This is a genomic window from Microbacterium rhizomatis (assembly GCF_008710745.1).
GTDB lineage: Bacteria > Actinomycetota > Actinomycetes > Actinomycetales > Microbacteriaceae > Microbacterium > Microbacterium rhizomatis.
The window spans coordinates 770,412-795,835 of record NZ_VYSA01000001.1 but is presented as its reverse complement, the minus strand read 5'-3'; the positions used below and the strand labels follow the sequence as shown (position 1 = coordinate 795,835).

Here is a 25,424-nt window from a genome sequence, read left to right as displayed (position 1 = left end):
CTCCGCACAATAGCCTTGAGCGATGATCCCGGTGACGCGAAGCGGCAGACCACGTGCGTCGTCGCGCGAAGTGCTCGCCGAGGCCGCGTGCGAGCTCTTTCTGGAACGCGGCTACGAGGCGACGTCCGTGGCCGACATCACCTCACGCGCAGGGGTGAGCCGCTCGAGCTTCTTCAACTACTTCTCGTCGAAGGGCGATGTGCTGTGGGCGGCGTTCGATGAGCGGATCGCCGCGCTCATCGAGAAGCTCGAGGCGGACACCGGGTCGGATGCTGCGTCCGCCGTGCGCAGCGGGATCGCCGCCATCGGCGACGATCTCGAGCCGGAGAGCCTGGCGCTCGCGATCGCGAACGCCACTGCGATGGGGATCGAGCTCGAACTGGAGCGCGAGTCGGCGATGCGGCGCGCCCGGATCGCGAGCGCGGTAGCTGCGCGCCTTCGTCGCGGAGGCGACGACGCGTTGCGCGCGGAGGTCCTCGCCGCGGCGTACGCGGGCGCGGTGCTGGCCGCTGTGGAGCGATGGGCTCACGAAGGTCCGGGACGCACTGCTCTCTCCGGCGTCCTGGATCGGGCCCTCGCCGTCGTGGCGACCCTCCCGACCGCCGCATCCTGATCACCGCTCCCGTCGCGTAAACTTGGCGGATCATGGCGACTTTCGGCACCCTTTCCGACCGACTCACCGAGACCTTCCGCAACCTTCGCAAGAAGGGTCAGCTCACCCCGGCCGACGTCGACGGAACCGTCCGCGAGATCCGGCGCGCACTTCTCGATGCCGATGTGGCCCTGCCCGTCGTCAAGGAGTTCACCGCGAAAGTGCGCGAGCGCGCGCTCGGTGACGAGGTCAACCGGGCGCTGAACCCTGCACAGCAGGTCGTGCAGATCGTGAACGAAGAGCTCATCGCCATCCTCGGTGGCCAGCAGCGCCGCCTGCAGTTCGCGAAGAACCCGCCGACGGTGATCATGCTGGCGGGCTTGCAGGGATCGGGAAAGACGACCTTCGCGGGCAAGCTCGCGAAGCTGCTCGAGAAGGAGGGGCACACCCCGCTTCTGGTCGCGGCCGACCTGCAGCGCCCCAACGCGGTCAACCAGCTCCAGGTCGTCGCCGCTCAGGCCGGTGCTGCGGTCTACGCGCCGCAGCCCGGTAACGGCGTAGGCAACCCCGTCCAGGTCGCGCGAGACGGTGTCGAGGTCGCCCGCCGCCAGCAGCACGACGTCGTCATCATCGACACCGCGGGCCGGCTCGGTGTGGACGCCGAGCTGATGAAGCAGGCGTCCGACATCCGCAAGGCCACCGATCCGGACGAAGTGCTGTTCGTGATCGATGCCCTCACGGGTCAGGACGCTGTCAACACCGCGAAAGCATTCCAGGAGGGCGTGGACTTCACCGGTGTCGTCCTCTCCAAGCTCGACGGCGATTCGCGCGGAGGCGCGGCGCTCTCGGTCGCATCCGTGACGGGGCGTCCCATCATCTACGCGTCGACGGGTGAAGGTCTCGATGACCTCGAGCCGTTCCACCCCGACCGCATGGCCTCCCGCATTCTCGACCTCGGCGACATCCTGACGCTGATCGAGCAGGCGCAGAACGCGTTCGACGAGGCCGAGGCCCTCAAGGTCGCCGAGAAGATCGCGACCGACAGCTTCACCCTCGAGGACTTCCTCGAGCAGATGCAGCAGATGAAGAAGATGGGCTCCATGAAGAAGATGCTCGGCATGCTGCCGGGCATGGGGCAGATGAAGCAGCAGCTGGACGACTTCGACGAGAAGGAGATCGACCGCACCGAGGCGATCATCCGGTCGATGACGCTCGGGGAGCGTCGCAATCCGAAGATCCTGAACGGCTCGCGCCGCCTGCGGATCGCGCGCGGTTCGGGGATGACGGTGACCGACGTCAACGCACTCGTGAACAGGTTCGACCAGGCTGCCAAGATGATGAAGACCGTCGCGCGCGGCGGCGTGCCCAACATCCCCGGGATGGGGCCGGTTCCGGGAGCGGGCCGACCCGGAGCGTCCTCCAAGCGCGGGAAGCAGCCGAAGGCTCGGGCGATCTCGAGGTCGGGCAACCCCGCCAAACGCGCGGCGGAGGCCGCAGGAGCCGCGGCGGCCGCTCCCACCGCGCCTGCCGGTTCGGGCTTCGGCCTCGGAGGGGGCGCCAAGGGTGCGCCGACCGAAGCCGACCTCGCCGAGCTTCAGAAGCTCCTCGGCAAGGGCTGATCTCGCCGTGACCTGCTAGACGTAGATGCCCGCGCCGGCCAGGGCCGACGTGATGGCGTCCAGAAGCACCTGCTGGCCCGCGGCCGTCGGGTGCTCGTCGTCGAACTGCATGAGGTCCTGTCCGTTCTGCAGCGGCTGGCCGATGTCGACGAAGGTGCCCCCGACAGCATCCACCGCGGTCTGCAGCGCGATCGTGCTGGAGACGATCTCATCGGGCGCGTCGTACGGCTGATTCCACAGTGTGCTCAGGCCGACGATGCGAGCGTCCGGCAGCGCTGCGCGCAGCGCGACCACTGTCGTCATCGCCGCATTGTCGAGGTCGGCGTCGCTCTGGCCGTCGTCGTTGTCGGAGGACTGCAGAATGACCATCGTGGGGTGGGCGGCGATCGCGGCGTCGATGAGCCCCGCGAAGTCGGAACCGCAGTCGCCGTCCGCGATGAAGCCGGCGCCGCTGCAGGCGAGGTTGGTCACAGGGACTCCGGTGCGATCGGCCAGCAGGGTCGGCCAGTCCTCGCCCGGGTCGAGCCCATAGCCGGCCATGATCGAATCCCCGATCGTCACGATCACGGGCGCCGGCACAGATGCCGGGGCTGTCTCGCCCGCGCTCGGCATGCGAACGGGTGCGGCGGGGAACGGCGTCGCAGACGGATCGAGCCCGACCTCGGAGGCCGGGACGGTGGCCGCGCACCCGCTGCTCATCAGCAGCGTCAGCAGCAGCACGGCGACTGCTGCGCGCGCACGGGTCTTGGACACCCCACAACGGTACGCACACTCGCTGAACGGATTCCGGGTGCGTTCACCCGAAGCGCGCACTCGGCGTATCAGTGCCCGAGGGAGGCCAGGTGATCGCGGAGCGTGGGTCCGGCGCGGAACTCGCGGATGAGGTGTTGGACGACTTCGTGCAGGTCACCGCCCGCGGCGTCGGCGACCAGCATCTGCCGGGTGGAGCTCGCGCCCTGGCTCAGTATGGTCTCCAGACCGGCGAACTCGCGCGCGCAACGGAGGTCGACGGCGACGTCGCCGAGCCGTTCCACGAGCTCGCGGAGGTGGCGGGTGACCTCCACTTCCGTGCCGTCGCGATCCACGATCACTCTCGCGTCCAGTCCGTACCGTGCCGCCCGCCACTTGTTCTCCCGGACGAACCACGGCTGAATCGTCGCGAGCTCGCGCCCGGCATCCAGCTCGCGTGAGAAGTGCTCCACGAGGACCTGGACGAGGGAGGCCACTGCCGCCAGCTCGGGCAGCGTCGACATGCCGTCGCACGCACGGACTTCGATCGTGCCCCACCGAGGAGCGGGCCGGATGTCCCAGCGCACTTCGCTCGCGTCGGCCATCACCCCGGTCCGCTCCATGTCGTCCAGATAGCCCTCGAACTCCGACCAGTTCTGCAAGGGCCAGGGGAGTCCTGCGGTGGGCAGCTGCTGGAAGACGAGGGAGCGGTTGGAGGCGTACCCGGTCCGCTCGCCCGCCCAGAAAGGGCTCGACGCCGACAGCGCCTGCAGGTGGGGCAGGTACACCGAAAGAGCGTTGATGATCGGGAAGACCTTGTTGACGTCCTCGACGCCCACGTGGACGTGGATGCCCCAGATCATCATGTTGCGCCCCCACCACTGGGTGCGTTCGATGAGCGTGTGGTACCTGGACTTGTCCGTCACCTGCTGGTTGTACCACTGGGCGAACGGATGGCTGCCTGCGCAGAGCAGCTGTATGCCCAGGGGGTTGGTCACGGTGCGGACGGCGGCGATCGCATCCGCGATGTCCTCGACGGCGGCCTCCACGGTGTCACCGACTCCGCTGGTCACCTCGACCGTGTTGGTCAGCAGCTCGCCCGTCACGGTGAACCGCTCCAACGCGGTCGACTCGGCGAGGGCATCGATCACTTCGGGGCCCCGGGGGACGAGGTCACCGGAGTCGCCATCGGCAAGCATGAGTTCCCACTCGATGCCCACGGACGAGCGGGAGGATGTCGCAAACGGCACCGTCATCCGCTCAGTCTGGCACGCACTGTCCGATCAGACCCTCATCCGGAGGTGTTCGAGAAACCCTGTGTCATGTGGAAGAATGGAGGGTCGGACGTGGTGCTCGACCCTCTATCCAGCGCCAATGTCCTCCTCAGAGCTTCCGCCGGGTGTGCACCCCACTCTCCCGGACGATCGGTTCCTTCCTCATCACACCATTCAGGAGAATTGTGGCTGTCAAGATCCGTCTCAAGCGCCTCGGCAAGATCCGTGCGCCGTACTACCGCATCGTCGTTGCCGACTCGCGCACCAAGCGCGACGGTCGCGTGATCGAAGAGATCGGCAAGTATCACCCCACGGAGGAGCCCTCGTTCATCGAGGTCGACTCCGAGCGCGCGCAGTACTGGCTGTCGGTGGGCGCGCAGCCGACCGAGCAGGTCGCCGCGCTGCTGAAGCTCACGGGCGACTGGGGCAAGTTCAAGGGCGACGCCAACGCGGTCTCGACCGTCAAGGTGCGGGCGCCCAAGGCCCCGTTCGAGGTCGACTCCGCCAAGAAGTCGGTGCTCCAGCCCAAGGTCGAGAAGACGTCGGCGAAGGTCGAAGAGGCTCCGGCCGCCGACAGCGCTGACGCGACCGACGCAGAGTAGCCATCGTGCTGGCCGCCGCGCTCGAGCACGTCGTGAAGGGGATCGTGGATCACCCGGACGACGTGAACATCCGCTCCTCCTCCTCGCCGCGAGGCGACGTGTTGGAGGTGCGCGTGCACCCCGATGACAGGGGTCGCGTCATCGGGCGCGGCGGTCGCACGGCCAAGGCACTGCGCACGCTCATCTCGGCACTCGCCGACGGTCGACGCGTTCGCGTCGACGTCGCCGATGACTGACGTCGTGACATCGGAAGAACCCGTCCAGGGAGACAAGACGCCTCGCACGCAATTGCGTGTCGGGCGACTCGTCAAGGCTCACGGTCTCAAGGGCGCGCTCAAGCTCGAGCTGTTCACCGATGATCCGGACGGCAGGTTCGTCCCCGGTGCGACCTTCACTCTGCAGGTGCCCGAGGCATCCCCCTGGCACGGCAAGCCGCTCACGGTGCGCGAGTTCCGCTGGATGAACAGCCATCCGGTCGCGTTCTTCGAGGGCGTCGACGACCGTGACGTCGCCGAGAGTCTTGTCAAGGCGATCCTCTGGATCGATGAGGACGACGATGCCGCCGTGGCCGAGGACGACGCGTGGTACGACCACCAGCTCGTCGGGCTCGACGTGGTGCGCGACGGCGTCGTGGTGGGTCGCGTGATCCGTGTCGACCACTTCCCCGCGCAGGACCTCCTGATCGTGCGGACGCCCGGCGGCCCGGACGGCGAGGGCGAGGTCCTCGTCCCGTTCGTCAAGGCGATCGTCCCGGTCGTCGACATCGTTGCGGGGCGGGTGACCGTTACCCCTCCGCCTGGGCTGTTCGAGGACCTCCCGGACGACCCGGCGCCTCCGGAGAGCGCCGTGCCCGAGCCGGCCGAGGACCACTCTCCGAAGGATTGACGTGCGCATCGATGTCGTGACGATCTTCCCGTCATTCTTCGACGTACTCGAGGTGTCTCTTCTGGGGCGGGCGCGCGATCGCGGTCTGCTCGAAGTGCGTGTGCACGACCTGCGCGACTGGGCGCACGACCGGCACCGTACTGTCGACGACACCCCCTACGGCGGCGGCGCCGGGATGGTCATGAAGCCCGAGCCATGGGGTGCGGCGCTCGACGCGATCGCTGCGGATGCGGGTGAGCGCCCGACCTTCATCTTTCCCTCGCCCGCGGGAGAGCTGTTCACGCAGGCGACCGCGCGAGAGCTGTCGACGGCTTCACGGCTGGTATTCGGCTGCGGACGCTATGAGGGAATCGATGAGCGGGTGTTCGCGCACGCGGCCACGCTCGGCGACGTGCGACTCATGAGCCTCGGCGACTACGTCCTCAACGGTGGCGAGGTCGCCACGATGGCCATGATCGAGGCCATCGGGCGCCTCATCCCGGGAGTAGTGGGCAACCCGGCGAGCCTGGTCGAGGAGTCGCACGAAGACGGCCTGCTGGAGTATCCGTCGTACACCAAGCCGGCGCAGTGGCGCGGGCACGAGGTGCCGCCGGTGCTGCTGAGCGGCAACCACGGTGCGATCGCGGCGTGGCGGCGAGACCAACAGCTGGAACGCACCCGCGCACGGCGTCCCGATCTGCTCAGCGATCCTTCGGATTCCACCGGAACGTAAGAGCGCACACGACCAGCCCGACCACGAGCCAGACGCTGCAGACGATGGCGACGAGGGGGAGGGCCCAGGTTCCGCCGGGTTCCGCGCCCTCGAATGCGGTGGGGAGGAACACCGCCCGCATCCCGGCCGCGGTCCACCTCAGCGGGAAGACGCTCGCGATCTGCTGCATCCATTCCGGCAAGACGTCGAAGGCGATGTACACGCCGGAGATGAATTGGAGGATCAGGGCGATCGGGACGATGACGGACTGGGCGGATTTGCCCGACCGCGGGAGCGCACTCACCGCGATCCCGAGAACGGCGGAGCACGACACTCCCAGCACGAAGACCCACGCGAAAGTCGCCCAGGCCTGGGCTGTCGACGGCAGTTCCACGTGCCATACGGCCCACGCGACGAGGATCAGCACCGTTGCCTGCAGCGACGCGGTGACCGCCACCTGGCCCATCTTGCCCATGAAGTAGCTGCCGATCGGCATCGGCGAACCCGCGTATCGCTTCAGCGTCCCATCCGCGCGCTCGACGGCGATGTCGACGCCGAGGTTCTGCAGGCCGGAGAGCAGGATGCCGGCGGCCAGCATTCCCGGAAGGTAGTACGCCGCCGCGCTGATCGTCGCGTCCGCGGGCCCGAACGACTGACTGCTGAAGGCGGTCGCGAAGATCGCCAGCATCAGCACCGGGAAGAGGAACGTGAAGAAGAGGGTGTCGGTCTGGCGGAAGTATGCGCGCACCTCGTAACCGACGCGGAGCCCGCCGATCCGCGCCGACCGGCCCCGGGGGAGAGGGGCGATCCGCTCTCCGGCGCGGACGTTCATGCGGGGCGGGCGGGGGTCGAGCCGGCCTCGGCTGCACCGATCATCGCGAGATAGACGTCTTCGAGGCTGGGCCGCACGACCTCGAGACCGGAAACCTCCCCGAGCTCGCGGAAGAGGTGCGCCGTCAGGGCGCCGGGTTCGGCGGTGCGCTCTTCTCGCCTGCTGCCCTCGTGCCACCACCGCACCACGGGCATCCGCGCCTCCGCACCGCCGAGCTGATCGATGGGCGCGATGTCCAAGAGCGACCCTCCGGCGATGACGCCCGCCCGATCGGCGAGCTGCGCGGCTTCGTCGAGGTAGTGGGTCGTGAGCAGGATCGTCGTCCCTTCATCCTTGAGGGAATGGATGAGGTCCCAGAACTGACGGCGAGCGGCGGGGTCGAAGCCGGTGGTCGGTTCGTCGAGGAAGAGGAGGGCGGGGCGTCCGATGATGCCGACGGCGACGTCCACGCGTCGTCGCTGACCTCCCGACAGGCGGCGGATGAGCGTCTTGCGCTGCGGTTCCAACCCGACCGCGGCGATGACCTCGTCGACGTCGCGCGGCTGCGGGTACATCGCGGCGAAGTGAGCGAGTTGCTCGCGGACGGTCACCGGTCCGCTCTCGCCCGTGGTCTGCAGCACGATCCCGAGGCGCGCCTTCCACTCCAGGCCGCCTCGGTGGGGGTCCACGCCGAGCACCCGTACCGTGCCGCCGCTGCGGTGGCGGTATCCCTCGAGGATCTCGATCGTGGTGGACTTTCCAGCGCCGTTGGGTCCGAGGAGGGCGAACGTCTCGCCGGGCTGGATGTCGAACGACACGCCATCGACCGCGACCTTGTGCCCGTAGGCCTTGACCAGCCCCTCGACCTCTACCGCCGCAGCGGGCATGTCAGTCCACGCCGAGGAAGCTGCGGTCGGTCAGCACGATCGGTCCGTCGGCGGTCACCGCGATCGTGTGCTCGGAATGGGCACCGCGGGATCCGTCGGCGCTGCGCAGCGTCCATCCGTCCGGGTCCGTGACGAGTTCGTCCGTGGTCTGCAGGAACCACGGCTCCAGAGCCACGACGAGACCTTCACGCAGTGCATATCCGCGCCCTGCCCTGCCGTCGTTCGCGACATGCGGGTCGCCGTGCATGATGTGGCCGACGCCGTGGCCGCCGAAGTCGGTGTTGATCGAGTAGCCGTCGGCGTGAGCGATGGCCGCGATGGCCGCGGAGATGTCGCCGATCCGGTTGCCCACCGTGGCCGCCGCGATCGCCGCGGCCAGCGCGCGTTCGGTGGTGTCGATGATCGCGAGGTCTTCGTCCCTCGGGGTTCCGACGACGAACGAGACGGCGGAGTCGGCCACCCATCCGTCGATCGACACCGCAAGATCCAGCGAGACCAGATCGCCGTCGCGGATCGCGTAGTCGTGCGGGAGTCCGTGCAGCACCGCGTCGTTGATCGAGGTGCAGATGACCTTGCCGAAGGGGCTGGCGCCGAACGAAGGGTGGTAGTCGATGTAGCACGACTGGGCACCTGCCCGGCGGATCAACTCGTGGACACGCCGGTCGATCGCCAGCAGGTTCGTGCCGACCTTGGTCTCGTCGCGCATCGCCGCGAGCGTCTCGGCGACGAAGCGCCCGGCCGGTCGCATGGCCTCGATCTCTGCCGGCGTGCGCAATTCGATCATCGTGATCCCTTCATCCCCTCCATTCTGTCGGATGCCGGGGGCACGGGCTGAGAGGCTGCTCAGCGTCTCCTCTCCACCGGTGCCGCGCGGTCGCGACGGGCGTACGATCAGTGCCATGTGGGTTCGTCGGGCGTTCTACGGATGGCTCATCCCTTCCGCTTTCCTCCTTCCGCTCTGGCTGCTGGTCGGCTGGGGCGTGTTCAACGCCGGGGGCTGGGCATTCGTGTGGGTGCTCTTCCTGGCCATTCCGTCGGTGTTGATCGGCCAACTGATCCTCACGCTGCTGGTGAGGGCCCGAGGTACCGTTCGCGCGCATCGCGCGGTGTCCTGGTGGGATGTGGCGGGTTTCACCGTGTGGCACCTCCTCACCATCTCGCTCGGCTTCTTCAATCAGGCATGGTGGGCGCCCGTGATGGTGCTCACGATCTTCGTCGCGGTCGGTCTGTTCTGGCTGGAGCTGTGGCAGCTGTGGCGCGAGGCACGCGGATCTGCGGCCGTCGTCCTGCGAACCGCGGAAGGCGTCGGGTACATTCCCGCAGAGCCCCCGCGATCGGCACCTGTCAGCGACGACGTCTTCGTCATCGCGGAGAAGCAGCCGCCGACCATCTGAGCCGTTTTTGACGGATGCGGCATCCGTGGCAGAATGGATCTTTGTGCCCTGACCCGGCTCTGCCTCAGGGGAGTCCGTCGTCCGGCTTCATCCGGCGACATCGGGCACATGACATCCTTTTCCTCTCTCTCGCGGTCGACCTGTGGCGGCCTCAGGAAGTGATCGACCATGCAGATCCTCGATTCCGTCGATGCGGCTTCGCTCCGCTCCGACATCCCCGACTTCAACCCCGGTGACACCGTCAAGGTGCACGTGAACATCACCGAGGGCACCCGTTCGCGCATCCAGGTGTTCCAGGGCATCGTCATCGGTCGCTCCGGTGACGGTGTCCGCGAGACCTTCACGGTCCGCAAGATCAGCTTCCAGGTCGGTGTCGAGCGGACGTTCCCGGTGCACAGCCCGGTCATCGACCACATCGAGGTCGTCACCCGTGGCGATGTCCGCCGTGCGAAGCTCTACTACCTTCGCAACCTGCGCGGCAAGAAGGCCAAGATCAAGGAGAAGCGCGACCGCTGACGCGGTTCATACGCTCTTCCGCGCGAAACCCCGTGGCCACAGGTCACGGGGTTTCCCCATCTGCGGGGGAGTGCGCCGTGTACGATTCTTCACGGTGCGGCTCTCCGATTCCCGGTGACCGGCGAAGGAATTCATGACGACCGAGAAGACGGCCCCGACGGGCCCCACGCCGTCACCCGATCCCGCCGCCGCACCTCCACGACGTCGGCGCGGCTGGCTGACCTTCCTGCGCGATGTTCTGGTGATCGTGCTGATCGCCGTCCTGGTCTCGTTCCTCGTCAAGACCTTTCTGGTGCGATCGTTCTACATCCCCTCAGGGTCGATGAAAGACACGCTGCAGATCGACGACCGCATCCTGGTCGACGAGATCACGCCGAAGTTCGGCGGGTTCTCGCGCGGCGACATCGTGGTGTTCCGCGATCCCGGCGGGTGGCTGACCGCACCGGCCAAGCCGGCACGGCCCGCGATCGTCGAGGCCGCAGACTGGGCGCTCTCGCTCGTGGGTCTGTCCGCGCCCGACAGCGACGACCATCTCATCAAGCGCATCATCGGGCTCCCGGGCGACCACGTCGTCTGCTGCAACGGAATCGGCCAGATCACCGTGAACGACGTTCCGATCGACGAGTCCTCGTACCTGCGCCTGCGGCCGGGTGACCCGGCCTCCTCCGTACCCTTCGACGTGACCGTGCCGCCCAATTCGCTCTGGGTCCTCGGCGACAACCGCAACGAGTCTCGAGACTCGCGGTACAACACCGACCAGCCCGGCCGGGGATTCGTCCCACTCGACAACGTGGTGGGGCGCGCATTCCTCACGACGTGGCCGCTGGCTCGCTTCGGCCTGCTCGACTTCCATCATGATGTTTTCGCCGGGGTTCCGGCGCCCGCCGGCACCCCGTCCACGGGCACGGGGAGCACGACCTCGCCATGACGGTCGTCGAGCCGCGCCTGACGCTCGAACGACGTCTCCTGCGCGAGCATCCCCTCGTCATCGCGTGCGACGAGGTCGGCCGCGGCGCCCTCGCCGGACCGGTCGCCGTCGGTGCGACCGTGGTGGATGCCCGCGACGCACGCAGGCGCGTCCCCGCGGGATTGCGCGACTCCAAGCTCGTCCCCGAGGCGCGGCGGGCTGATGTCGCGGCCCGGGCATCGTCGTGGGTGTCCGCCAGTGCGGTGGGGTGGGCAAGCTCCGCGGAGATCGATGAGGTCGGCATCATGCGCGCGCTCGGAAACGCCGCCATCCGGGCGATCGCGCAACTGCGTGTCGTCGGGGTCGTGCCCGAGGACGCGATCGTGCTGCTGGACGGCAACTACGACTACATCCGCCCGGCGGGCGCAACCGGGCTCACCGTACGACCGGTGATCAAAGCCGACCGCGATTGCGCGAGCGCCGCGGCGGCATCGGTCATCGCGAAAGTCGCGCGCGACGCGCTCATGGTCGAGCTCCATGACGAGCTTCCGGCTTATCAGTGGGCACGCAACAAGGGATACGCGAGTCCTGAGCACCGCGACGCCATCCGCGCGCACGGCATCAGCGCCCACCATCGCGCGTCGTGGTCGATCGCGGACGCGCCGACGCTGTTCTGAAAGAGATCAGGAGTCCAGCGACAGCTCTTCCGGGAGGTGGAAGTCGCGTCGGGACAGTTCCTCGACGTTGACGTCTTTGAACGTCAGCACCCGCACCGACTTGACGAAGCGATCGGCGCGGTAGATGTCCCACACCCACACGTCCGTCATCGAGATCTCGAAGTAGAAGTCGTGCTCGGTGTCCTTGCGGACGACGTTCACCTCGTTCGCCAGATAGAACCGGCGCTCCGTCTCGATCACGTACTGGAACTGTGCGACGACATCCCGGTACTCGCGATAGAGGGCGAGCTCCAGTTCGCGGTCATAGTCTTCGAAGACTTCGTCATCCATGGTGCGTCTATCTTAGGCGCGCTCCCGGACGGGACGATCGCGGGTTGTCGGAGGGCGTGCATTCCTCCCCAGTGCCTCGTCGGCGTCGGACTGTGCACATGTGCGAACGTTCGTGCCGTCCAGGCCTGTGGCGGCGACCACGATCGATGCATGGCAGAAAAGGACGGCCTAGGCCGAGCGGGCGAGGAGCGCGCCGCGCGCTACTTCGAAGAGTGCGGCTACGCGGTGCTGGACCGAAATTGGCGTTCGCCCGGCGGTGAGCTCGACCTCGTCGTCGCGACGGCGACGCAGCTCGTGGTGGTCGAGGTGAAGACGAGGCGGACCGCACGGTTCGGGCATCCCCTCGAAGCCGTGGACGCGCGCAAGCGCGGCCGACTGTGGCGCCTGGCGATCGCGTGGATCGCGGCCCACCCCGGCGATGTGCAGGGGCGCCGACTGCGCATCGACGCGGTGGGGATCATCGGTGAGGATCCACGCATCGGCAGCATCGAGCACATCGAGGACGTCGCGTGACCGTCGCACGCACCCTGTCCGTCGCGCTGGTCGGCCTCGACGGCGAACTCGTCGAGGTCGAGGCGGACCTGTCGAATCAGATCCCCGATTTCAAGATCATCGGGCTTCCCGACAAGGCGCTCGGCGAAGCCGTGCAGCGGGTCTTCAACGCGTGCGCGAACAGCGAACTGCCCCTCCCGCGGCGACGACTGACCGTGAACCTGTCTCCCGCGAGCCTGCCCAAGCAGGGGTCGGGGTTCGACATCGCCATCGCGATCGCCTCACTCGCGACCGAAGGACGGATGGACGCCGAATCGGTGGCTTCCACAGTGCACATCGGTGAGTTGGGACTCGACGGTCGGCTGCGGCCCGTCCCGGGTGTGCTGCCCGCGGTGCTGGCTGCCGCACGGTCGGGAATCCGGCGCGTGGTCGTTCCCTTCGGAAACATCGATGAGGCACGTCTGGTCAGCGGGGTCGAGGTTCTCGGCGCGGTGTGCCTGGCCGATGTCGCACGGTGGCACGGAGCCGATGTCGAGGAGCGACTGCTCGATCCCGTGCTCTCGACTCCATCCGTGACCGAGGTGGCCGCGGCACTCGATCTCGCGGACGTGATCGGCCAAGTCGACGCGGTGGAGGCCATGATCGTCGCGGCGGCCGGGGGCCATCACGTGATCATGAGTGGTCCGCCCGGCGCGGGCAAGACCATGCTCGCGCGCCGTCTGCCCGGCATCCTTCCGCCGCTCGATGACGCACAGGCTCTGGCGGTCGCGTCGATCCGGTCTCTGTCGGGCGAGCAGGTGGGCGCGCTGGTGCACACGCCCCCCTTCGAGGCTCCTCATCACAGCGCGAGCGCGGCCGCGCTGGTCGGCGGCGGCAGCAGGATGATCCGTCCGGGGGCGATCGCGCGCGCGAGCGAGGGCGTGCTCTTCCTCGACGAGTTGGGGGATGGAAAGTACACCTCCTGATCCAAGGAGGAAGTACATGGTGACTCTTGAAAAGCGGCCAGGCACGCACGCACGTCCGGGACGGACCACTCGGTCTGTGGTCTATCCCGCGTTCGCTCAGACCGGTCCGGAGTCGGCCTTGGCTGGGACACGGCCGATTTACCTTTACCTGCGGTTGTCGAAGTACCACAAGGACAAGGCGGATGCGATCGAGCGGCAGAGGATAGATCTGACGCGGATGCTTGCGGCCGAGGGCGGTTGGACGGTGATGGGGGAGTACATCGACAACGACTCTGCAAGCTCATCGGCGCAGAAGACGCGGAAGGGCTGGCGTCAACTAAATCTGGACATCAAGGCTGAGAAGGTGAAGGCGGTCGCGTTCTGGAAGCTTGACCGCACTAACCGCATTGCTGCGAGGTGCATTGAGTGGATCGGTGATTGCCAGCGCGCGAGCGTTCTGCTGCGTTCGCATCAGGACTCGACCGACGAGCTGAACACGGCTACCGCGGGAGCGAAGCTGGTGACCGGGATCAAGGCTCTACTGGCCGAGGTCGAGACGGATTCGATGAGCGAACGGCAACTGGCCTCCAAGCGCCACCTTGCTGAGGCTGGCTTTCATCATGGTGGAACGCCGCCTTTCGGTTGGATATCGGGGCCGCGCGTGACGGATGCGTTGGGGCGCACGGGAATTCGGCTGGTCCCTCATCCGGTAGAGCACCAGGCTTTGAAGGACGCGGTGGACATGGTCCTGGCCGGGAAGAGCCTGTCTCAGATCGGTCGCTACTGGGAGGACCGGTACGGGATCACGACGGCTTCCGGTGCGTACGTGTACGAAGCGACCATCTACCGTTCACTGGTTTCGCCGCGGATGATCGGGTACCGGATGCGGCAGGTTCCTGAGCATCAGCGAGGCGTGAAGCTCGATCTTCTCGACTACATCGCGCGGGACCCGCGTGGCGAACCGGTGATCTCGCAGGAGCCCGTGTGCGATCGTGCGACCTGGTTGCGTGTTCGGCGCTTGTTGGAGCAGGCCAAGACGTCCAAGGCGCGGAAGCCGTGGGGCTCACATGAATGGCTCCTCACGGGTCTGCTGTTCTGTCAGTGCGGCGGACGTCTTTACGGTCATCAAAAGACACGGATGCGCGCTGGTGGCGATTCCGAGACCGAGTATGTGTACCGCTGCATGACGAACCGGCATCGTGGTGCAGGGAACTGCCCTGGTGCTTGCACTATCAGCGCGCGCAAGGCTGAGGCGTACGTGCTGGGCTGGTTTTTCTCCCAGATCACTGATGACGCGTTAGCGAAGGCCCGAGCTCGGCGGAGGCTGGCTCGGGCAGACGGCGAGGTGAATGCGCTCCTCGCCCAGCTTGATGACGCGACCGCAGAGAAAGATGCACTCCTGGTGAAGCAGGGAACCGGCGCATACAAGGGAGCGATGGTGACGGTTCTTCTCGGGCTTATTGAGGACGCCCAGAACCGTATCGATGCTCTCAAGCGTCGAGTGGATGTGGTGGAGTTGGACGAGTTGATGATCGCCGACGGCCCTGACGTGATTCGCTCGTGGGAGGGCAAGGGAATCAAGGAAAAGCGGAACTACCTACGCCGGATGATCCATCAGGTCGACGCCCTGCCGGGACGCGGACCGATTGAGGATCGGATAAGGATTACTCCAGTGGGTTGATCCTGTTGACCAGCTCAGCTGAGTCGAGGAGGAGAGCAAGGTCTTCGACTACCTCGATCGGTGCGGGGTTCGCGATGCCACGGGTGACACCAGCGCGCCACCCCGCATCGAAGTCGGGGTAGTCGCTGGGGTCTACGAGTCCTGCGAGGGTCGTGGCTGAGGGGCACGGAACTGACTCGCTCATCCCACCTCGCCTACCAGATCTCTGTAGAAGGCGTCCTCCTCGGCGCGCCGGGCTTGGACGTCGGCGTGCATGTATTCCACGAAGTCTTCCTCCCGGTTCGATATGACGGTGTCTTCGATGGGGTCGGTGTCGGGTTCGCCGGGCCAGGCGATGCGGCGTGTGGGGCGGTCCGTGTTCAGGCGGGTGCCGCAGGCCGCGGTCCAGTGCCGGAGGCGATCTTGGGCGTCGGCGAAGTCGCGGTGCCAGACGAGCATCGCGGAACCTTTTGCTTCGGGGTGGATCGCGCACAGCCAGTGGATGTGCAGCGCGGACAGTTCCCACACCAACTCCGGGTGGCGATGCCAGAACGGCGGGATCACCGCGACAGGCAGGCCGTAGGTGTGGCGGAGCCAGTGCACCCACTCGTTGAGCGCCAGCCATTCTTCTTCTGCGGCGTCGGCGCTGAGGAGGTTCCAGTTCACCGGCCCCGGAGGCCCCGACTGATCCTCCTCATCTGCGCCGGCGAGAGTGTCGGTGTCGGGGTCGTAGCTCTCATCGAACTCGTCCTCCGCCACCTCACCCGGATCGACATCGCCCGTGTCTGACAGTTCATCAACCATGATCCGTCCTCACCTCCCGACCGCAGCAGCGGTGGCAGCGGAGGTGCGACGTGGCGCGTCGGGCGACAGCGTCGCATCCTCGAGTCCGGCATCCAATGAGTCGGATTCTGGGGTGCGTCGGGGTCGGTCGACGGTGTAGGGGGTGCGGGCGAGGTCGTGGCCGATCTTCTTCGCGACGAACTCCTCGACTTTGATCGGTTGGCCGTTGTCGTCGGTGCGGTCGTGGGTGTGGGTGTAGCCCTCGGCGACGAACTTGTCGCCTTTCGCGAAGCGCTGGTGTGCGCGTTCGGCGGTCTTGCGGAACGCGACGAGGTCGTGGAACGTGGTCTCGGTCTGCGTGAACGATCCGTCGTCTTCACGGCGGTAGTGTTCCTGCCCGATCTTCACGAACAGGCGCGCATCGCCCTTCTCCGTGAGGGACAGGTGGGGTTCGGAGGCGATGAACCCGGACAGGGACTCTTGCGTGTGGATGGCCATTGGACACTCCTCGTGACGTTCGGCGCCCCACGGTTCGGGGTGCTCTGTCACTCAGGTGCGCCCGCCGCCCCCTCATGGCCCGCGGGTGGCGGGGCGCCGCCTTGCAGCAGCTCCTCCACCACGCGCCGCTGATCCTGCAGCTCGCTCGCGTCCTTGCGGCGAGTCCAGGCGCGCAGTTTCGCGACGATGGGCGGGGCGGCGCGGAGCAGGATGAGGCCGGTGCCGAATGGGAGGGTGCGGATCACGTCGGGCGGCATGATCGACACCCTGCGGATGGAGCGTTGCGCGGTGCGGGAGCCGTGGTCGCCGATGGTGGTGGAGTCGGTGATCTCGTCTCGTTCCCCGATCAACGTGGTGAGGTCTTGAAGGTCGCGGCTGTTGGATGCGCCGCCGAGGATGATCTTCACAATGCTGGCGTCCCAGATCGCGCCGGCTGCGTTGTCCGACCACTTTTCCCTGGCTTGGGCGAGCGACTGCAACACCGGCATGGTCGTGATCCCGGTGCCCCCGCCTTCCGCCATCAGCGTCGGCAGGGACGGGAGCGGTGCGAGGTTCCCGATTTCATCAAGGGCGAGCAGCAGGGGCGGGTCGAGTCGGGCTGAGGGTGATCTTGCGGCGAGGCGGCGGGCTGCTTCGACGAGGTCTTCCACGAACGCCGACACCAACGCCGCACTGTTGTTCGCCCCAGCACCCGTCGCGAGGAGATACACGGTGCCGCGCTTACGCAGAAACTCTTCCGGGTCGAACCGCTCGTCCGGGCCGGGACTCACGGCGTCGAGCACGCGCGGGTCGGCAAGGGCTGCGAGTGAGAGCGACACGCCCTGCCAGATCGAATCCCTCGTGCGGGGGTCGGAGTCGATCATCGCCTGCAGCGAGTCCGCCCACCCGGTCGCAGCGTTCGGGTTCGAAGTGAGGATCGCGACCGCATCCGACGCTGCGGCAGGGTCGAGGGTCCACCGGAACAGCTCGGCAGGGGTGCGTTGATCGAGAGCTGCGGCGTGAAGGAGGGCTTGGAGTGCGGTGCGGGTTTTCCCTTCCCAGAAGTCACCACCTTCGACACCACCCGCGGACAGGCCGGTGCCGGCGGCAAGTCCGGTGGCGCGGATCATCGCCGTCAACGGGTCCTCACACCCACGAATCGGAGACCAGCGAAGCCCCGCCGGAATGCCTTCGGCGAGGTGCTGCGGGTCGAACACCGCCACCGGCCGCCCAGCGGCACTGCGAGCGGTGAGAGTGGCAGTGAGGTTGTCCGGGCGCGTGGAGGTCGTAACGACCGCCCCCGGTGCGTCGAGGATCGCGTTGATGACGACGTGGAGGCCTTTGCCGGAGCGTGGTGGCCCGATCAAGAGGATCGAGTCTTCGACGCTTGCCCAGACGCTCACGCCCCGCGATGCACCGAGCAGATAGCCCACGTCGTGTGTCTCGGGCTTCGACAGTGACGGGCGGAGTTGCCCGCCGCGACGCAGCAGCGCCCTCTCCGACGCGGCGGTAGCAACATCGGTGCGGGTCGCGATCCCGACGATCCGATACGGATCAATCTTCGTTCGCCGACTGTGATCCCGGAACGTTCGCCACACCCACCAAACCGCCGCACCCACGCCGACGATCAGGAGCCCCGCGACGGTCCAGTAGACGATGGCGTTGAGCCCGTCGGCACCGAGCGGGCTCCCTGGGTCGGCGGGGTGCAGGAGGACGCCGAGGCCGGCTTCGATCCCGCCGGTCGGCTGCGCGATACCCGTCACCCACGCGGCGATCGTGCCGGCCACGCGGAGGATGACAGCGAGAACCGCCGCGGCGATGAGGGCGACGATCCCGAGGTTGGCGAACTCATCACCGAGCGCCCCGCCCTGCCGTGGGGTACTCATAGGAGCCTGCTGACAGCGAGGGTGCCGGAGATGCGACCAAGGAGAAGCACTTCACCGGTCACCGCAGCCGCAGCTTGTTCCGCGGTCAGGAGCGCACGGGCCGTGCCGTCGGGGCTGGCATCGGAGTGGGCGTGGATGATCGCGACCGCGACATCCTCACCCGGCACAAACCCCGAACCTGCGACCTGATGCAGCACCGGCTGAGCGGCAGACATCGGCGGTGACGCCACCTCTGGCACCGGTGCTTCCCATGGCCTCGCTGTGGGGCGTTCGCGGGGCGGGGTGATGATGTCGGTGAAGGTTGAGCCGTCCGCTTCCCGCACCTGCACCCGCAGCGGGGTGCGGTAGCGGGCAGCGAGGGCGTCGAGAATCGCGGGGAATGATTCGCGCCGCCAGTCCGGCGCGAACGGCTCCGGCATGTGCGGCACCCCGTCGACGGTGACCGTCATCGCACCGTCCGCACCGATGGTGAACTCCACCACCGGCACCACAATCGGCCCACCGCTCGGAGGCAGAGATGCTGCCGGGGGCCCCGAATCGGGGTCGGTGCGGCGGTAGCGGGGTTTCGGCGTCACAGGGCGGTCCTCTCCGAGAAGTGCAGGGGTGTTCGCCATGCAGGTGCACCTGCGCAGCCCTGGACGCAGAGAGATGGGAGGGCACGAACCTGGGGGTGGTTCGTGCCCTCCCATACTGACCCGCCGTAGTGGGGACGCCAGCGGGCCAGCAGCTTGTGGTTACTCCTCCTTTGCTCCCTCGAACTGGGCCCTGAACTCCTCGAACATCTCGTCCTCTTCGCGGACGTACCCGGCGCGTTCGCGGGCGATCGCGAGGCGACGCCCGAACAGCAGCACCCCGCCGGTCGCGGCGGCGATCAGGCCACCGGCGAGGCCGAGCGGCCACCAGCCGCCGTCCGCACCCGTCTGCGCCAGCTCACCCGGTGCACCCGGCTTGCCCGGCTCCTCTGGGACAGGGGTGACGGTGGTGGTCTCATCCGGTGCGCCGCACAGGCCGCGGTGCAGGATCGTGCCGTCCTTGTCGATCACGGTCTCCACCCAGTAGTAGGTGCCGACCTGATCGAAGACCACCTCGTCCGACGCGTAGTCGCCGGGACCGTCGAGGTCGATCACGGCAGAGGTGAACACGAGTTCTTCCGCCGTGCACGTCGCGTTCTCGCCTTCCTGCCGGTAGGCCTCGAACACGAGCCGCGCACCCTCCGGCACAGTGCCGGTGACGGTCGCGACATCATGCACCGGCTCACCCAGCGTGACAGTCGACACCGCGTTCGTCTTCACCCGCAGCTCGTCGGGCTGTTCGCTGATGACGGTGGTCTCACCCGGCGCCCCACACGTCCCCTCAGCGATCACCTCACCGTCGGCGCCATACAGCGTCTCGACCCAGTACACGTTCCCGGGCTCGGTGACGGTGGTGGTGCCGGAGTGGTAGATGCCGGCCTGGGTGACAGGGATCTCGTCGCTGACGTAGAACGGCGTCTCACACACCGCCCCGGCTTCTGCCGGGTGCGGCCCGTACGCGCGGAACACCAGGTACGCGCCGTCGGGAATTTTCGTGCCCTGCACGAGCGCCGTGTCCGAGAAGGGTTCCCCGATGAGCGCTTCCGGTGTCGCCTGCGTGATCACCGTCACCGGCACCTCCGTGCCTGTGGGTGGGACGTAGAACCGTTCGAGCACATCCGCCGGAGACGACTGATAGGGCTGCACCCGGTCATCACCTTCGAACGTCGTCACGAGGACGTAGAACCCTGGTTCGGTGGGCACGATCTTGTCGTCGTCGGTGTAGCCGAGCTTGTAGACCCCGTTCCTGGCCGGCGTCGTGAGTTCTGTGAGTACCGGCGCGGCAGTGAGGTCGAGGTCGTCGGTGAGTTCGGTGTCGGTGGCGAAAGGCCCGTAGACGGTGTAGCGGAGTTCGTCGAGGTCGGCGTTCCAGTAGCCGTCGCCGGTGAAGTCACCGTGGTTTGCCGGGAACCCGCTGACGGTGACGACATCGAAGGCGCGACCGCCGGGGTGCACGTTGTACTCCCGCATCAGCGACGTCGCCGTGATCGGCCACCGCACGGATGTCGTCTCGACGTTGATGCCGTAGTCGTCCTGCCAGTCTGCGGCGAGGTAGTCGCGCACCCACTCCGGCTGCGACGACTTCTTCACCTCCCACACCCACGTCACGAACCCACCCGACGGCGCCACCACCGACGGCGACGTGTAGACGCCCGGGCCGTCCGCAGTGATCGTCACCGTGCCGAGCGGCACCGCATTGTCGTCAATCACCGCGTCCTGTGCCGGGGGGAGGGTGCCGGGGACTTGGTAGGCGGTGCCCTCGAACACCACCGGGATGTGTGTGCCGTCCTTCTTCAGCCACGCACCGTTGCTGCTGGACACGGTGATCGTGTCCGTTAGCGCATCACCAGGGATCGCGAGGCGCTGGTCGGCTTCGGAGACGGCGACGGGCTGGAACGGCACCACCGAGGTCTCCGCTACCTGCCCGAACCGGTCGGTGAACGAATCGGTGAGGTACTTCGCATTCGCTCCGTGCGCGTCTTTATCGATGCCCCACACCCACGTGTAGAACCCCGATTCCGGGGCGGTGATCGTGCCCGGCGAGGTGTACGACCCCGCACCCGTCAACGTGACCGTTTCGGTGCCAACGACGGGGGCTCCGGCCGGCGGGGTGTCTGCTTCGGTGGGCTGCTCATCGAACGGCCCATACAAGGTTCCGGTCGCGGTGACCTCGATGGGGTTCCCGTCGAGGTGAATCCAGGTGCCCTTTGACACCGTGACCGTGAGCCCATCCACGAACGCGTCACCCTCGGTGACGTAGCGGGAGGCGACCTGGGTGGTGATCTCCGGCTGGAAGTCCAACTCGATCACCGGCGACGACGCTGAGGCGGACAGCCCCGTGGACGAGCCTGCGACAGCGGCGACGAGGCGCTGCGCCCCGGGCGTGACATACAGGTCGAGTGCAGCGCCGTACCCGGCGGCAGCGATGTTCATCGACGCGCGGATCTGGTACGACGGCACCCCGTCAGCCGGAGTGCCCGTGATCGGGTGCGCACCGGCACCGATCGTGCGCATCGTTGATCCGTCGGCGAAGACCGCATCGGTGAGTGTCGCGGTGCCGGTAAGGCCCGCAGGATGGGTGGCGACGGTGAGGGTGCCGGCGTACTGATCCGCCATGTCGAGGCTCAGCGTCAGCGAAGGGTCGGTGACCGCGTTGACGGTGGCTTCCTGACGCATCGCGGCGAGGTTGGCGAGGATCGTTCCCCGCTCCGACGCCGGTGCGCGGCCGACGTAATAGGTATCGCCGGACATGCCGTGCGAGTTGTAGGTTCCCGGGTCGGTGATCGACCAGACGAACAGTGCCACCGCCGCGGTGACGTTCGGGTCGCCGGACTGCCCCCACCGATCCAGCACGTAGTTCAGCTCCGCGAGCTGCTGCCTGGACAGTGAATCCAGCGACGTGACCGTCTCCGGTCCGTGGGTCTGCGCGAACGGCGAGTCTGCGCCCAGGTCGGCGCAGTATGCCTGCCTCCCGTCGACATCGGTGTTGTAGGCACCGAGGAACCCCATCCCGATGTCGTACCCGACACCGAGACCGCCCGCATGAGCTGCCGGCGCATTCAGTGCGAGCGACCCGGCGAGCAGGAACAGGGCCAGCAGCACCGACAGCCAGCGCCGCACCCCTCTCCTTGGCGGCGCAGCCACGGGCTGCGAGATGTGGGCGAGTGATCCTGACACGAGATGCCTCCTGACGCTCTGCGAACAGCAACCCGACACCGGGTCGCCTTCACAGCAGGTGCACCAACCTGGCCCTCGGCCTCACAGTGCAGGACTATGCGGTATCCGCCGCTGGCCTGGTGCCTGCTGATCGAGCGGGTCTACCTCGAGTCCCGCCCGTTCCCGCACCGCACGTTGCGCACCCTCGCGCACTCCGTGCAGCAGTTCGCGTACGTCGTCATAGCCGGTGATGATCGACCCGAGCCCGTCGCGCAGCAGCCGGTGACACCCCGCAGACGCAGCACTCGTCAGCGGCCCAGGGATCGCGCCGACCGGACGGCCGAGTTCGATCGCGCGGGCGGCCGTGTGGAGGGAGCCGGATCGGAAGCCAGCCTCGGCGATGATGACGGTGCCGGAGAGGGCAGCGAGGAGCCTGCCGCGTTGCAGAAACCGCCACTTCGTGGGCGCCGCCCCCGGCGGCAACTCCGACAGCAACAGACCCTCCTTGGCGACACGGGCGAGGAGTTCAGTGTGGCCCGCCGGATACGGGCGGTCCAGGCCGCCCGCGAGCACCGCGACCGTGGGACCACCCGACGTGAGCGCGGTCCGGTGCGCGGCACCATCGATGCCATACGCGCCACCGGAGAGCACCGTGCGAGAGTCCGCCACCGCCGACTGCACCAACTCCGCCGTGACGTGCTCCCCATACCCGGTGGACGCCCGCGCCCCAGTCATGGTGAGGCGATCCCACACCGGGCCGGCTAACAGCCCGGTGTCGCCTCTCGCCCACAGTGCGACGGGTGCGTGATCGCCCAGCGCATTGACGGACGCCGGCCAGTCCGCATCGCCGGGGATCAGCACCCGCATTCCGTGGCGCTCGGTCTCCGCGAGCACCCGCCGCGCCTGGGCCGCGTCGATGCGGGGAGCGAGGCGTCGCTGCCAGGTATCACCATCAGGCTCTGCCGGTACCTCGTCGGCGACGGCACGGGTGACGGTCTCGGTTGCGCCGAGGGTGCGGATCATCCACCCCGTCACCGCATCACCAGGTTCGGACGCGACCGCGAGGATGACCCTCGCGGTGCGCTCGTCGGCTGCAAGCTCGTTGATCGTGTCCATCGGTTCTGCTCCCACGGTCGTGTCGAATCAATCGAGGGATAGGTACGAACCCGCACGCCAAGCTGGTCACCGAAACTGAGTAGGCTGCGGCGGGAACTTGCACCCTCACAACAGCCCGCAGATCGACGGAATCACGCGGAATCAGGCTTCAGGAATCCTGAACCTAAGCGTTTACCCCTTCATTCGCGCGGTCGTGTCGAACGCGGCGAGCTCGGCCGGGTGGAGCTGGTGTTGCACGACGAAGGATCGTTCCTTGATCCGCCAGAGACCTTGCCCGGTGCCGAGGCCGGGGAGGAGTTTCTGTTCGGTGCCGGTGAGTCCGAGTGCTGCGGCGGTGGTTCCGAGTTGGTCGGGTTCTTGCCGGTAGATGATCCGTGTCTCCGCATTTGCCAACAGGCTGTTGGCGAGGGCGCGCATGGCGGAGCCGGAGTCGCCGACGTTGTCGAGGTCGGTGAGTTTGTGGAAGATCAGCATGTTCGCGATCCCATAGTGCCTGGCCAGCCGCCACTGCGCATCCATGCGTTTCAGGAGGGCTGGGTAGGCCATGAGGCGCCAGGCTTCGTCGTAGATCACCCACCGGTGCCCACCATTCGGGTCCATCAGCGCCGATTCCATCCACGCCGACGAACAGGTCATCAGCACCGAGATCAGCGTGCTGTTCTCCGCCACCCGCGACAGATCGAGCGACACCATCGGCAGTGACGGATCGAACCGCACCGTCGATGGCCCATCGAACAACCCCGCGAGATCGCCCGCGACGAGACGGCGGAGTGCGTGACCGACGAGACGCCCGTCTTCCGCGAGCCGCCCATCCGTATCGGTTGCCGCGTCGGGGGCGAGGATACGGTCGACGATCATCGGCAGGATCGGCACCTCGCTGGATCGAACAGCGTCTTGGAGGGCGAGATCGATCGCCGTGTGTTCCAACGGCGACAGCACCCGATCCAGCACCGTCTCCGCAAGCGCACCTATCAACTCACGGCGGCGGGAAGCGACCTGCGCCGTCCATTCCGCGTCGCTCACCCCGGAGGGGCGGTGACCTTCATCAAGGGGGTTGAGGCGGTTGCGGAGCCCGTGGCCGAGGACGATGGCGCGCCCGCCGACGGCTTCCGCGACGGCGGTGTGCTCGCCCTTCGGATCGCCGGGGACGTAGACGCGCCGTCCGAACGGAATCGACCGCGTGTAGAGGGATTTCGCAAGCGACGACTTTCCGGACCCGACGATGCCTGCGAGGACGATGTTGGGGGCGGTGATCATTCCGCGGGCGTAGAGGGTCCAGGGGTCGTAGACGAACGAGCCACCTGAGTAGAGGTCTTGGCCGACGAACACCCCGTCAGCACCGAGGCCCCCTTCGGCAAGAAACGGATACGCGCCAGCGAGCGTCGCGGAGGTGTCCTGATGGCGTGGCAGACGAAACCTGCCCGGTGTCCGAAGCGCCGCAGCCCCGGATTCTCCTGCTGCGGGGAGGTAGGTGGTGTTGCGGCGTTCGGCCCGTTCCGCCGCCATCCGCTCACGTTCGGCTGCCTGGTCGATTTTGCGGGCGTTGGTTTCGATCTTCGCTGCAGCGTGCTTGCGTGCCTTCCGCTGCGTGCGACGTTCGCCGGCCGGTTCTACCAGTGCCGCGGTGTGGAGCTTCTGCCGTTCACTCACAGTGCTCGCCCCCGCGACATCGAGGACGACTGAGACGGTGCGAACCAGTCATCGTCATCCTCGACCACCCGTGCCTGCCGACGCGCCCCTTGACGTGCCGGTGCAGTCCTCGACGCAGGAGCCGCCAACTCTTGCGATTCGGGCTGTCTGCGGAGCAGGGAGACGTGCCCGTGGTCGTGGTTGTACGTCAACGTGTATTCGCCGTTCGTGGTGATGCGGTCGAGGTGACCGGTGGGGATGGTGTCGTAGACATATCCGTTGACGAGTGCCGCCTGGGTGGTCTCATCGCCCATGTCGAACCCAGCCAAGTGCTCGATCGCCGCATCCGTACCGTCACGGTCAATGACCGCCAGCACTTCGTCGGCGTCCTGGCCCTGCAGGAACACCACGCTCACCCACCGCGACACCTGGGCGGGCTGTACCGGTTCGGGGTGCCAGGCGATCCGCCCGGAGGCGGCCATCGCCGCATCCACCCGGTCATGCACCGCATCCAGTAACGCGGCGGCTTGCTGCAGCTCTGCGGTCGCGGTCAGCGCGTTCGTCGCGCCGACCGTCTGGTCCCCGGCATCGTCATGCGCACGCACCCGGTGAGTGACGTGCGCGGTCGCAAGCTGATCGAGCACCTGCCGCAGTGATCGCACCCCAGCAAGCAGGTCACCGAGCACCGCGTAGGTGTCGGCGGGGTCCTCGAACACGCGGGATGCGTGCGCAAGCCCACGGAGCGCTTCGGAGACTTCAGCGGCATCCGCGGTCGGACTGTTGAAGGTTGGCATC

The 25,424-nt window shown here is 67.3% G+C and carries 27 protein-coding genes and 1 pseudogene; 13 read left to right on the top strand and 15 right to left on the bottom strand.

Annotated features, from left to right (window positions below):
- The first annotated feature begins 22 nt into the window (after window positions 1–22).
- Window positions 23–613: a TetR/AcrR family transcriptional regulator gene (locus F6B43_RS03830; RefSeq protein ID WP_150447551.1), complete on the top strand. Its 591-nt coding sequence runs from the start codon at window positions 23–25 to the stop codon at window positions 611–613.
- A 32-nt stretch (window positions 614–645) separates the two neighbouring features.
- On the top strand, window positions 646–2,211 hold the full coding sequence (ffh, locus tag F6B43_RS03825) for a signal recognition particle protein (RefSeq protein ID WP_150447550.1): 1,566 nt from the start codon (window positions 646–648) through the stop codon (window positions 2,209–2,211).
- 15 nt (window positions 2,212–2,226) lie between these two features.
- Here the strand turns inward: ffh and F6B43_RS03820 are convergent, their stop codons facing one another.
- Together F6B43_RS03820 and F6B43_RS03815 are read right to left on the bottom strand one after the other, a co-directional pair.
- Window positions 2,227–2,964, bottom strand: a complete 738-nt coding sequence (locus F6B43_RS03820; protein WP_150447549.1) for an SGNH/GDSL hydrolase family protein — start codon at window positions 2,962–2,964, stop codon at window positions 2,227–2,229.
- A 68-nt stretch (window positions 2,965–3,032) separates the two neighbouring features.
- Window positions 3,033–4,196 (bottom strand): glutamate--cysteine ligase, encoded by a 1,164-nt coding sequence (locus F6B43_RS03815; protein ID WP_150447548.1) that lies wholly within the window; start codon window positions 4,194–4,196, stop codon window positions 3,033–3,035.
- Between the two features lie 203 nt (window positions 4,197–4,399).
- Here F6B43_RS03815 and rpsP point away from each other — a divergent pair, with 203 nt between their 5' ends.
- From rpsP to trmD, 4 genes are read left to right on the top strand one after another with little or no spacing between them, the layout of a single operon-like run.
- Window positions 4,400–4,816, top strand: coding sequence for a 30S ribosomal protein S16 (gene rpsP, locus F6B43_RS03810; RefSeq protein ID WP_150447547.1), 417 nt, complete (start codon window positions 4,400–4,402; stop codon window positions 4,814–4,816).
- Between the two features lie 5 nt (window positions 4,817–4,821).
- A complete protein-coding gene (locus tag F6B43_RS03805) occupies window positions 4,822–5,052 on the top strand; it encodes an RNA-binding protein (RefSeq protein WP_150447546.1) in 231 nt (76 codons plus the stop codon).
- On the top strand, window positions 5,045–5,701 hold the full coding sequence (gene rimM, locus F6B43_RS03800; RefSeq protein WP_150447545.1) for a ribosome maturation factor RimM: 657 nt from the start codon (window positions 5,045–5,047) through the stop codon (window positions 5,699–5,701). The genes F6B43_RS03805 and rimM overlap by 8 nt, the downstream gene beginning before the upstream one ends.
- 1 nt (window position 5,702) lies before the next feature.
- The gene (gene trmD, locus F6B43_RS03795; RefSeq protein WP_150447544.1) at window positions 5,703–6,413 is read left to right on the top strand and encodes a tRNA (guanosine(37)-N1)-methyltransferase TrmD; all 711 of its coding nucleotides are present in this window, start codon (window positions 5,703–5,705) and stop codon (window positions 6,411–6,413) included.
- Here trmD and F6B43_RS03790 read toward each other — a convergent pair.
- The 3 genes from F6B43_RS03790 to map are packed head-to-tail and all read right to left on the bottom strand — an operon-like array spanning window position 6,382 to window position 8,874.
- Complete coding sequence (locus tag F6B43_RS03790) at window positions 6,382–7,224, bottom strand: ABC transporter permease (RefSeq protein ID WP_150447543.1); 843 nt, start codon at window positions 7,222–7,224, stop codon at window positions 6,382–6,384. The genes trmD and F6B43_RS03790 overlap by 32 nt on opposite strands.
- Window positions 7,221–8,090 (bottom strand): ABC transporter ATP-binding protein, encoded by an 870-nt coding sequence (locus tag F6B43_RS03785; protein WP_150447542.1) that lies wholly within the window; start codon window positions 8,088–8,090, stop codon window positions 7,221–7,223. Before F6B43_RS03785 ends, F6B43_RS03790 begins: the two co-directional genes overlap by 4 nt.
- Before the next feature lies 1 nt (window position 8,091).
- A complete protein-coding gene (map, locus tag F6B43_RS03780; RefSeq protein ID WP_150447541.1) occupies window positions 8,092–8,874 on the bottom strand; it encodes a type I methionyl aminopeptidase in 783 nt (260 codons plus the stop codon).
- Window positions 8,875–8,989: 115 nt separating this feature from the next.
- Between map and F6B43_RS03775 the strand changes: the two genes are divergently transcribed.
- The 4 genes from F6B43_RS03775 (at window position 8,990) to F6B43_RS03760 (ending at window position 11,584) form a co-directional block, all read left to right on the top strand.
- On the top strand, window positions 8,990–9,484 hold the full coding sequence (locus tag F6B43_RS03775) for an MFS transporter permease (protein WP_150447540.1): 495 nt from the start codon (window positions 8,990–8,992) through the stop codon (window positions 9,482–9,484).
- A gap of 168 nt (window positions 9,485–9,652) precedes the next feature.
- Entirely contained in the window at window positions 9,653–10,000 is a 348-nt protein-coding gene (gene rplS, locus F6B43_RS03770; RefSeq protein WP_150447539.1) for a 50S ribosomal protein L19, read from the top strand.
- A gap of 133 nt (window positions 10,001–10,133) precedes the next feature.
- Window positions 10,134–10,928: a signal peptidase I gene (gene lepB / locus F6B43_RS03765; RefSeq protein WP_150447538.1), complete on the top strand. Its 795-nt coding sequence runs from the start codon at window positions 10,134–10,136 to the stop codon at window positions 10,926–10,928.
- Complete coding sequence (locus F6B43_RS03760) at window positions 10,925–11,584, top strand: ribonuclease HII (RefSeq protein WP_150447537.1); 660 nt, start codon at window positions 10,925–10,927, stop codon at window positions 11,582–11,584. Before lepB ends, F6B43_RS03760 begins: the two co-directional genes overlap by 4 nt.
- Before the next feature lie 6 nt (window positions 11,585–11,590).
- Here the strand turns inward: F6B43_RS03760 and F6B43_RS03755 are convergent, their stop codons facing one another.
- Complete coding sequence (locus F6B43_RS03755) at window positions 11,591–11,914, bottom strand: DUF2469 family protein (protein ID WP_150447536.1); 324 nt, start codon at window positions 11,912–11,914, stop codon at window positions 11,591–11,593.
- Window positions 11,915–12,064: 150 nt separating this feature from the next.
- Between F6B43_RS03755 and F6B43_RS03750 the strand changes: the two genes are divergently transcribed.
- The 3 genes and pseudogenes from F6B43_RS03750 (at window position 12,065) to F6B43_RS03740 (ending at window position 15,031) form a co-directional block, all read left to right on the top strand.
- Window positions 12,065–12,427 (top strand): YraN family protein, encoded by a 363-nt coding sequence (locus F6B43_RS03750; RefSeq protein WP_150447535.1) that lies wholly within the window; start codon window positions 12,065–12,067, stop codon window positions 12,425–12,427.
- Window positions 12,424–13,353 (top strand): annotated as a pseudogene (locus F6B43_RS03745) (ATP-binding protein); the annotation flags it as partial. The gene F6B43_RS03750 and the pseudogene F6B43_RS03745, both read left to right, overlap by 4 nt.
- A gap of 34 nt (window positions 13,354–13,387) precedes the next feature.
- On the top strand, window positions 13,388–15,031 hold the full coding sequence (locus tag F6B43_RS03740; RefSeq protein ID WP_150447533.1) for a recombinase family protein: 1,644 nt from the start codon (window positions 13,388–13,390) through the stop codon (window positions 15,029–15,031).
- Here F6B43_RS03740 and F6B43_RS03735 read toward each other — a convergent pair.
- From F6B43_RS03735 to F6B43_RS03695, 9 genes are all read right to left on the bottom strand, one after another.
- Window positions 15,015–15,215, bottom strand: coding sequence for a hypothetical protein (locus F6B43_RS03735; RefSeq protein WP_150447532.1), 201 nt, complete (start codon window positions 15,213–15,215; stop codon window positions 15,015–15,017). The two genes, F6B43_RS03740 and F6B43_RS03735, sit on opposite strands and share 17 nt — an antisense overlap.
- On the bottom strand, window positions 15,212–15,814 hold the full coding sequence (locus tag F6B43_RS03730; RefSeq protein WP_150447531.1) for a hypothetical protein: 603 nt from the start codon (window positions 15,812–15,814) through the stop codon (window positions 15,212–15,214). The genes F6B43_RS03735 and F6B43_RS03730 overlap by 4 nt, the downstream gene beginning before the upstream one ends.
- Window positions 15,815–15,823: 9 nt before the next feature.
- Window positions 15,824–16,291 (bottom strand): single-stranded DNA-binding protein, encoded by a 468-nt coding sequence (locus F6B43_RS03725; RefSeq protein ID WP_150447530.1) that lies wholly within the window; start codon window positions 16,289–16,291, stop codon window positions 15,824–15,826.
- A gap of 47 nt (window positions 16,292–16,338) precedes the next feature.
- Entirely contained in the window at window positions 16,339–18,156 is a 1,818-nt protein-coding gene (locus F6B43_RS03720) for a type IV secretory system conjugative DNA transfer family protein (RefSeq protein ID WP_150447529.1), read from the bottom strand.
- Window positions 18,153–18,731 (bottom strand): hypothetical protein, encoded by a 579-nt coding sequence (locus F6B43_RS03715; protein ID WP_246159781.1) that lies wholly within the window; start codon window positions 18,729–18,731, stop codon window positions 18,153–18,155. Before F6B43_RS03715 ends, F6B43_RS03720 begins: the two co-directional genes overlap by 4 nt.
- Window positions 18,732–18,890: 159 nt before the next feature.
- Entirely contained in the window at window positions 18,891–21,905 is a 3,015-nt protein-coding gene (locus tag F6B43_RS03710) for a hypothetical protein (RefSeq protein ID WP_150447528.1), read from the bottom strand.
- An 81-nt stretch (window positions 21,906–21,986) separates the two neighbouring features.
- Window positions 21,987–23,000: a DNA-processing protein DprA gene (gene dprA, locus F6B43_RS03705; protein WP_150447527.1), complete on the bottom strand. Its 1,014-nt coding sequence runs from the start codon at window positions 22,998–23,000 to the stop codon at window positions 21,987–21,989.
- Between the two features lie 171 nt (window positions 23,001–23,171).
- On the bottom strand, window positions 23,172–24,650 hold the full coding sequence (locus F6B43_RS03700) for an ATP-binding protein (protein WP_150447526.1): 1,479 nt from the start codon (window positions 24,648–24,650) through the stop codon (window positions 23,172–23,174).
- Entirely contained in the window at window positions 24,647–25,423 is a 777-nt protein-coding gene (locus F6B43_RS03695; RefSeq protein ID WP_150447525.1) for a hypothetical protein, read from the bottom strand. The genes F6B43_RS03700 and F6B43_RS03695 overlap by 4 nt, the downstream gene beginning before the upstream one ends.
- Between the last annotated feature and the right edge of the window lies 1 nt (window position 25,424).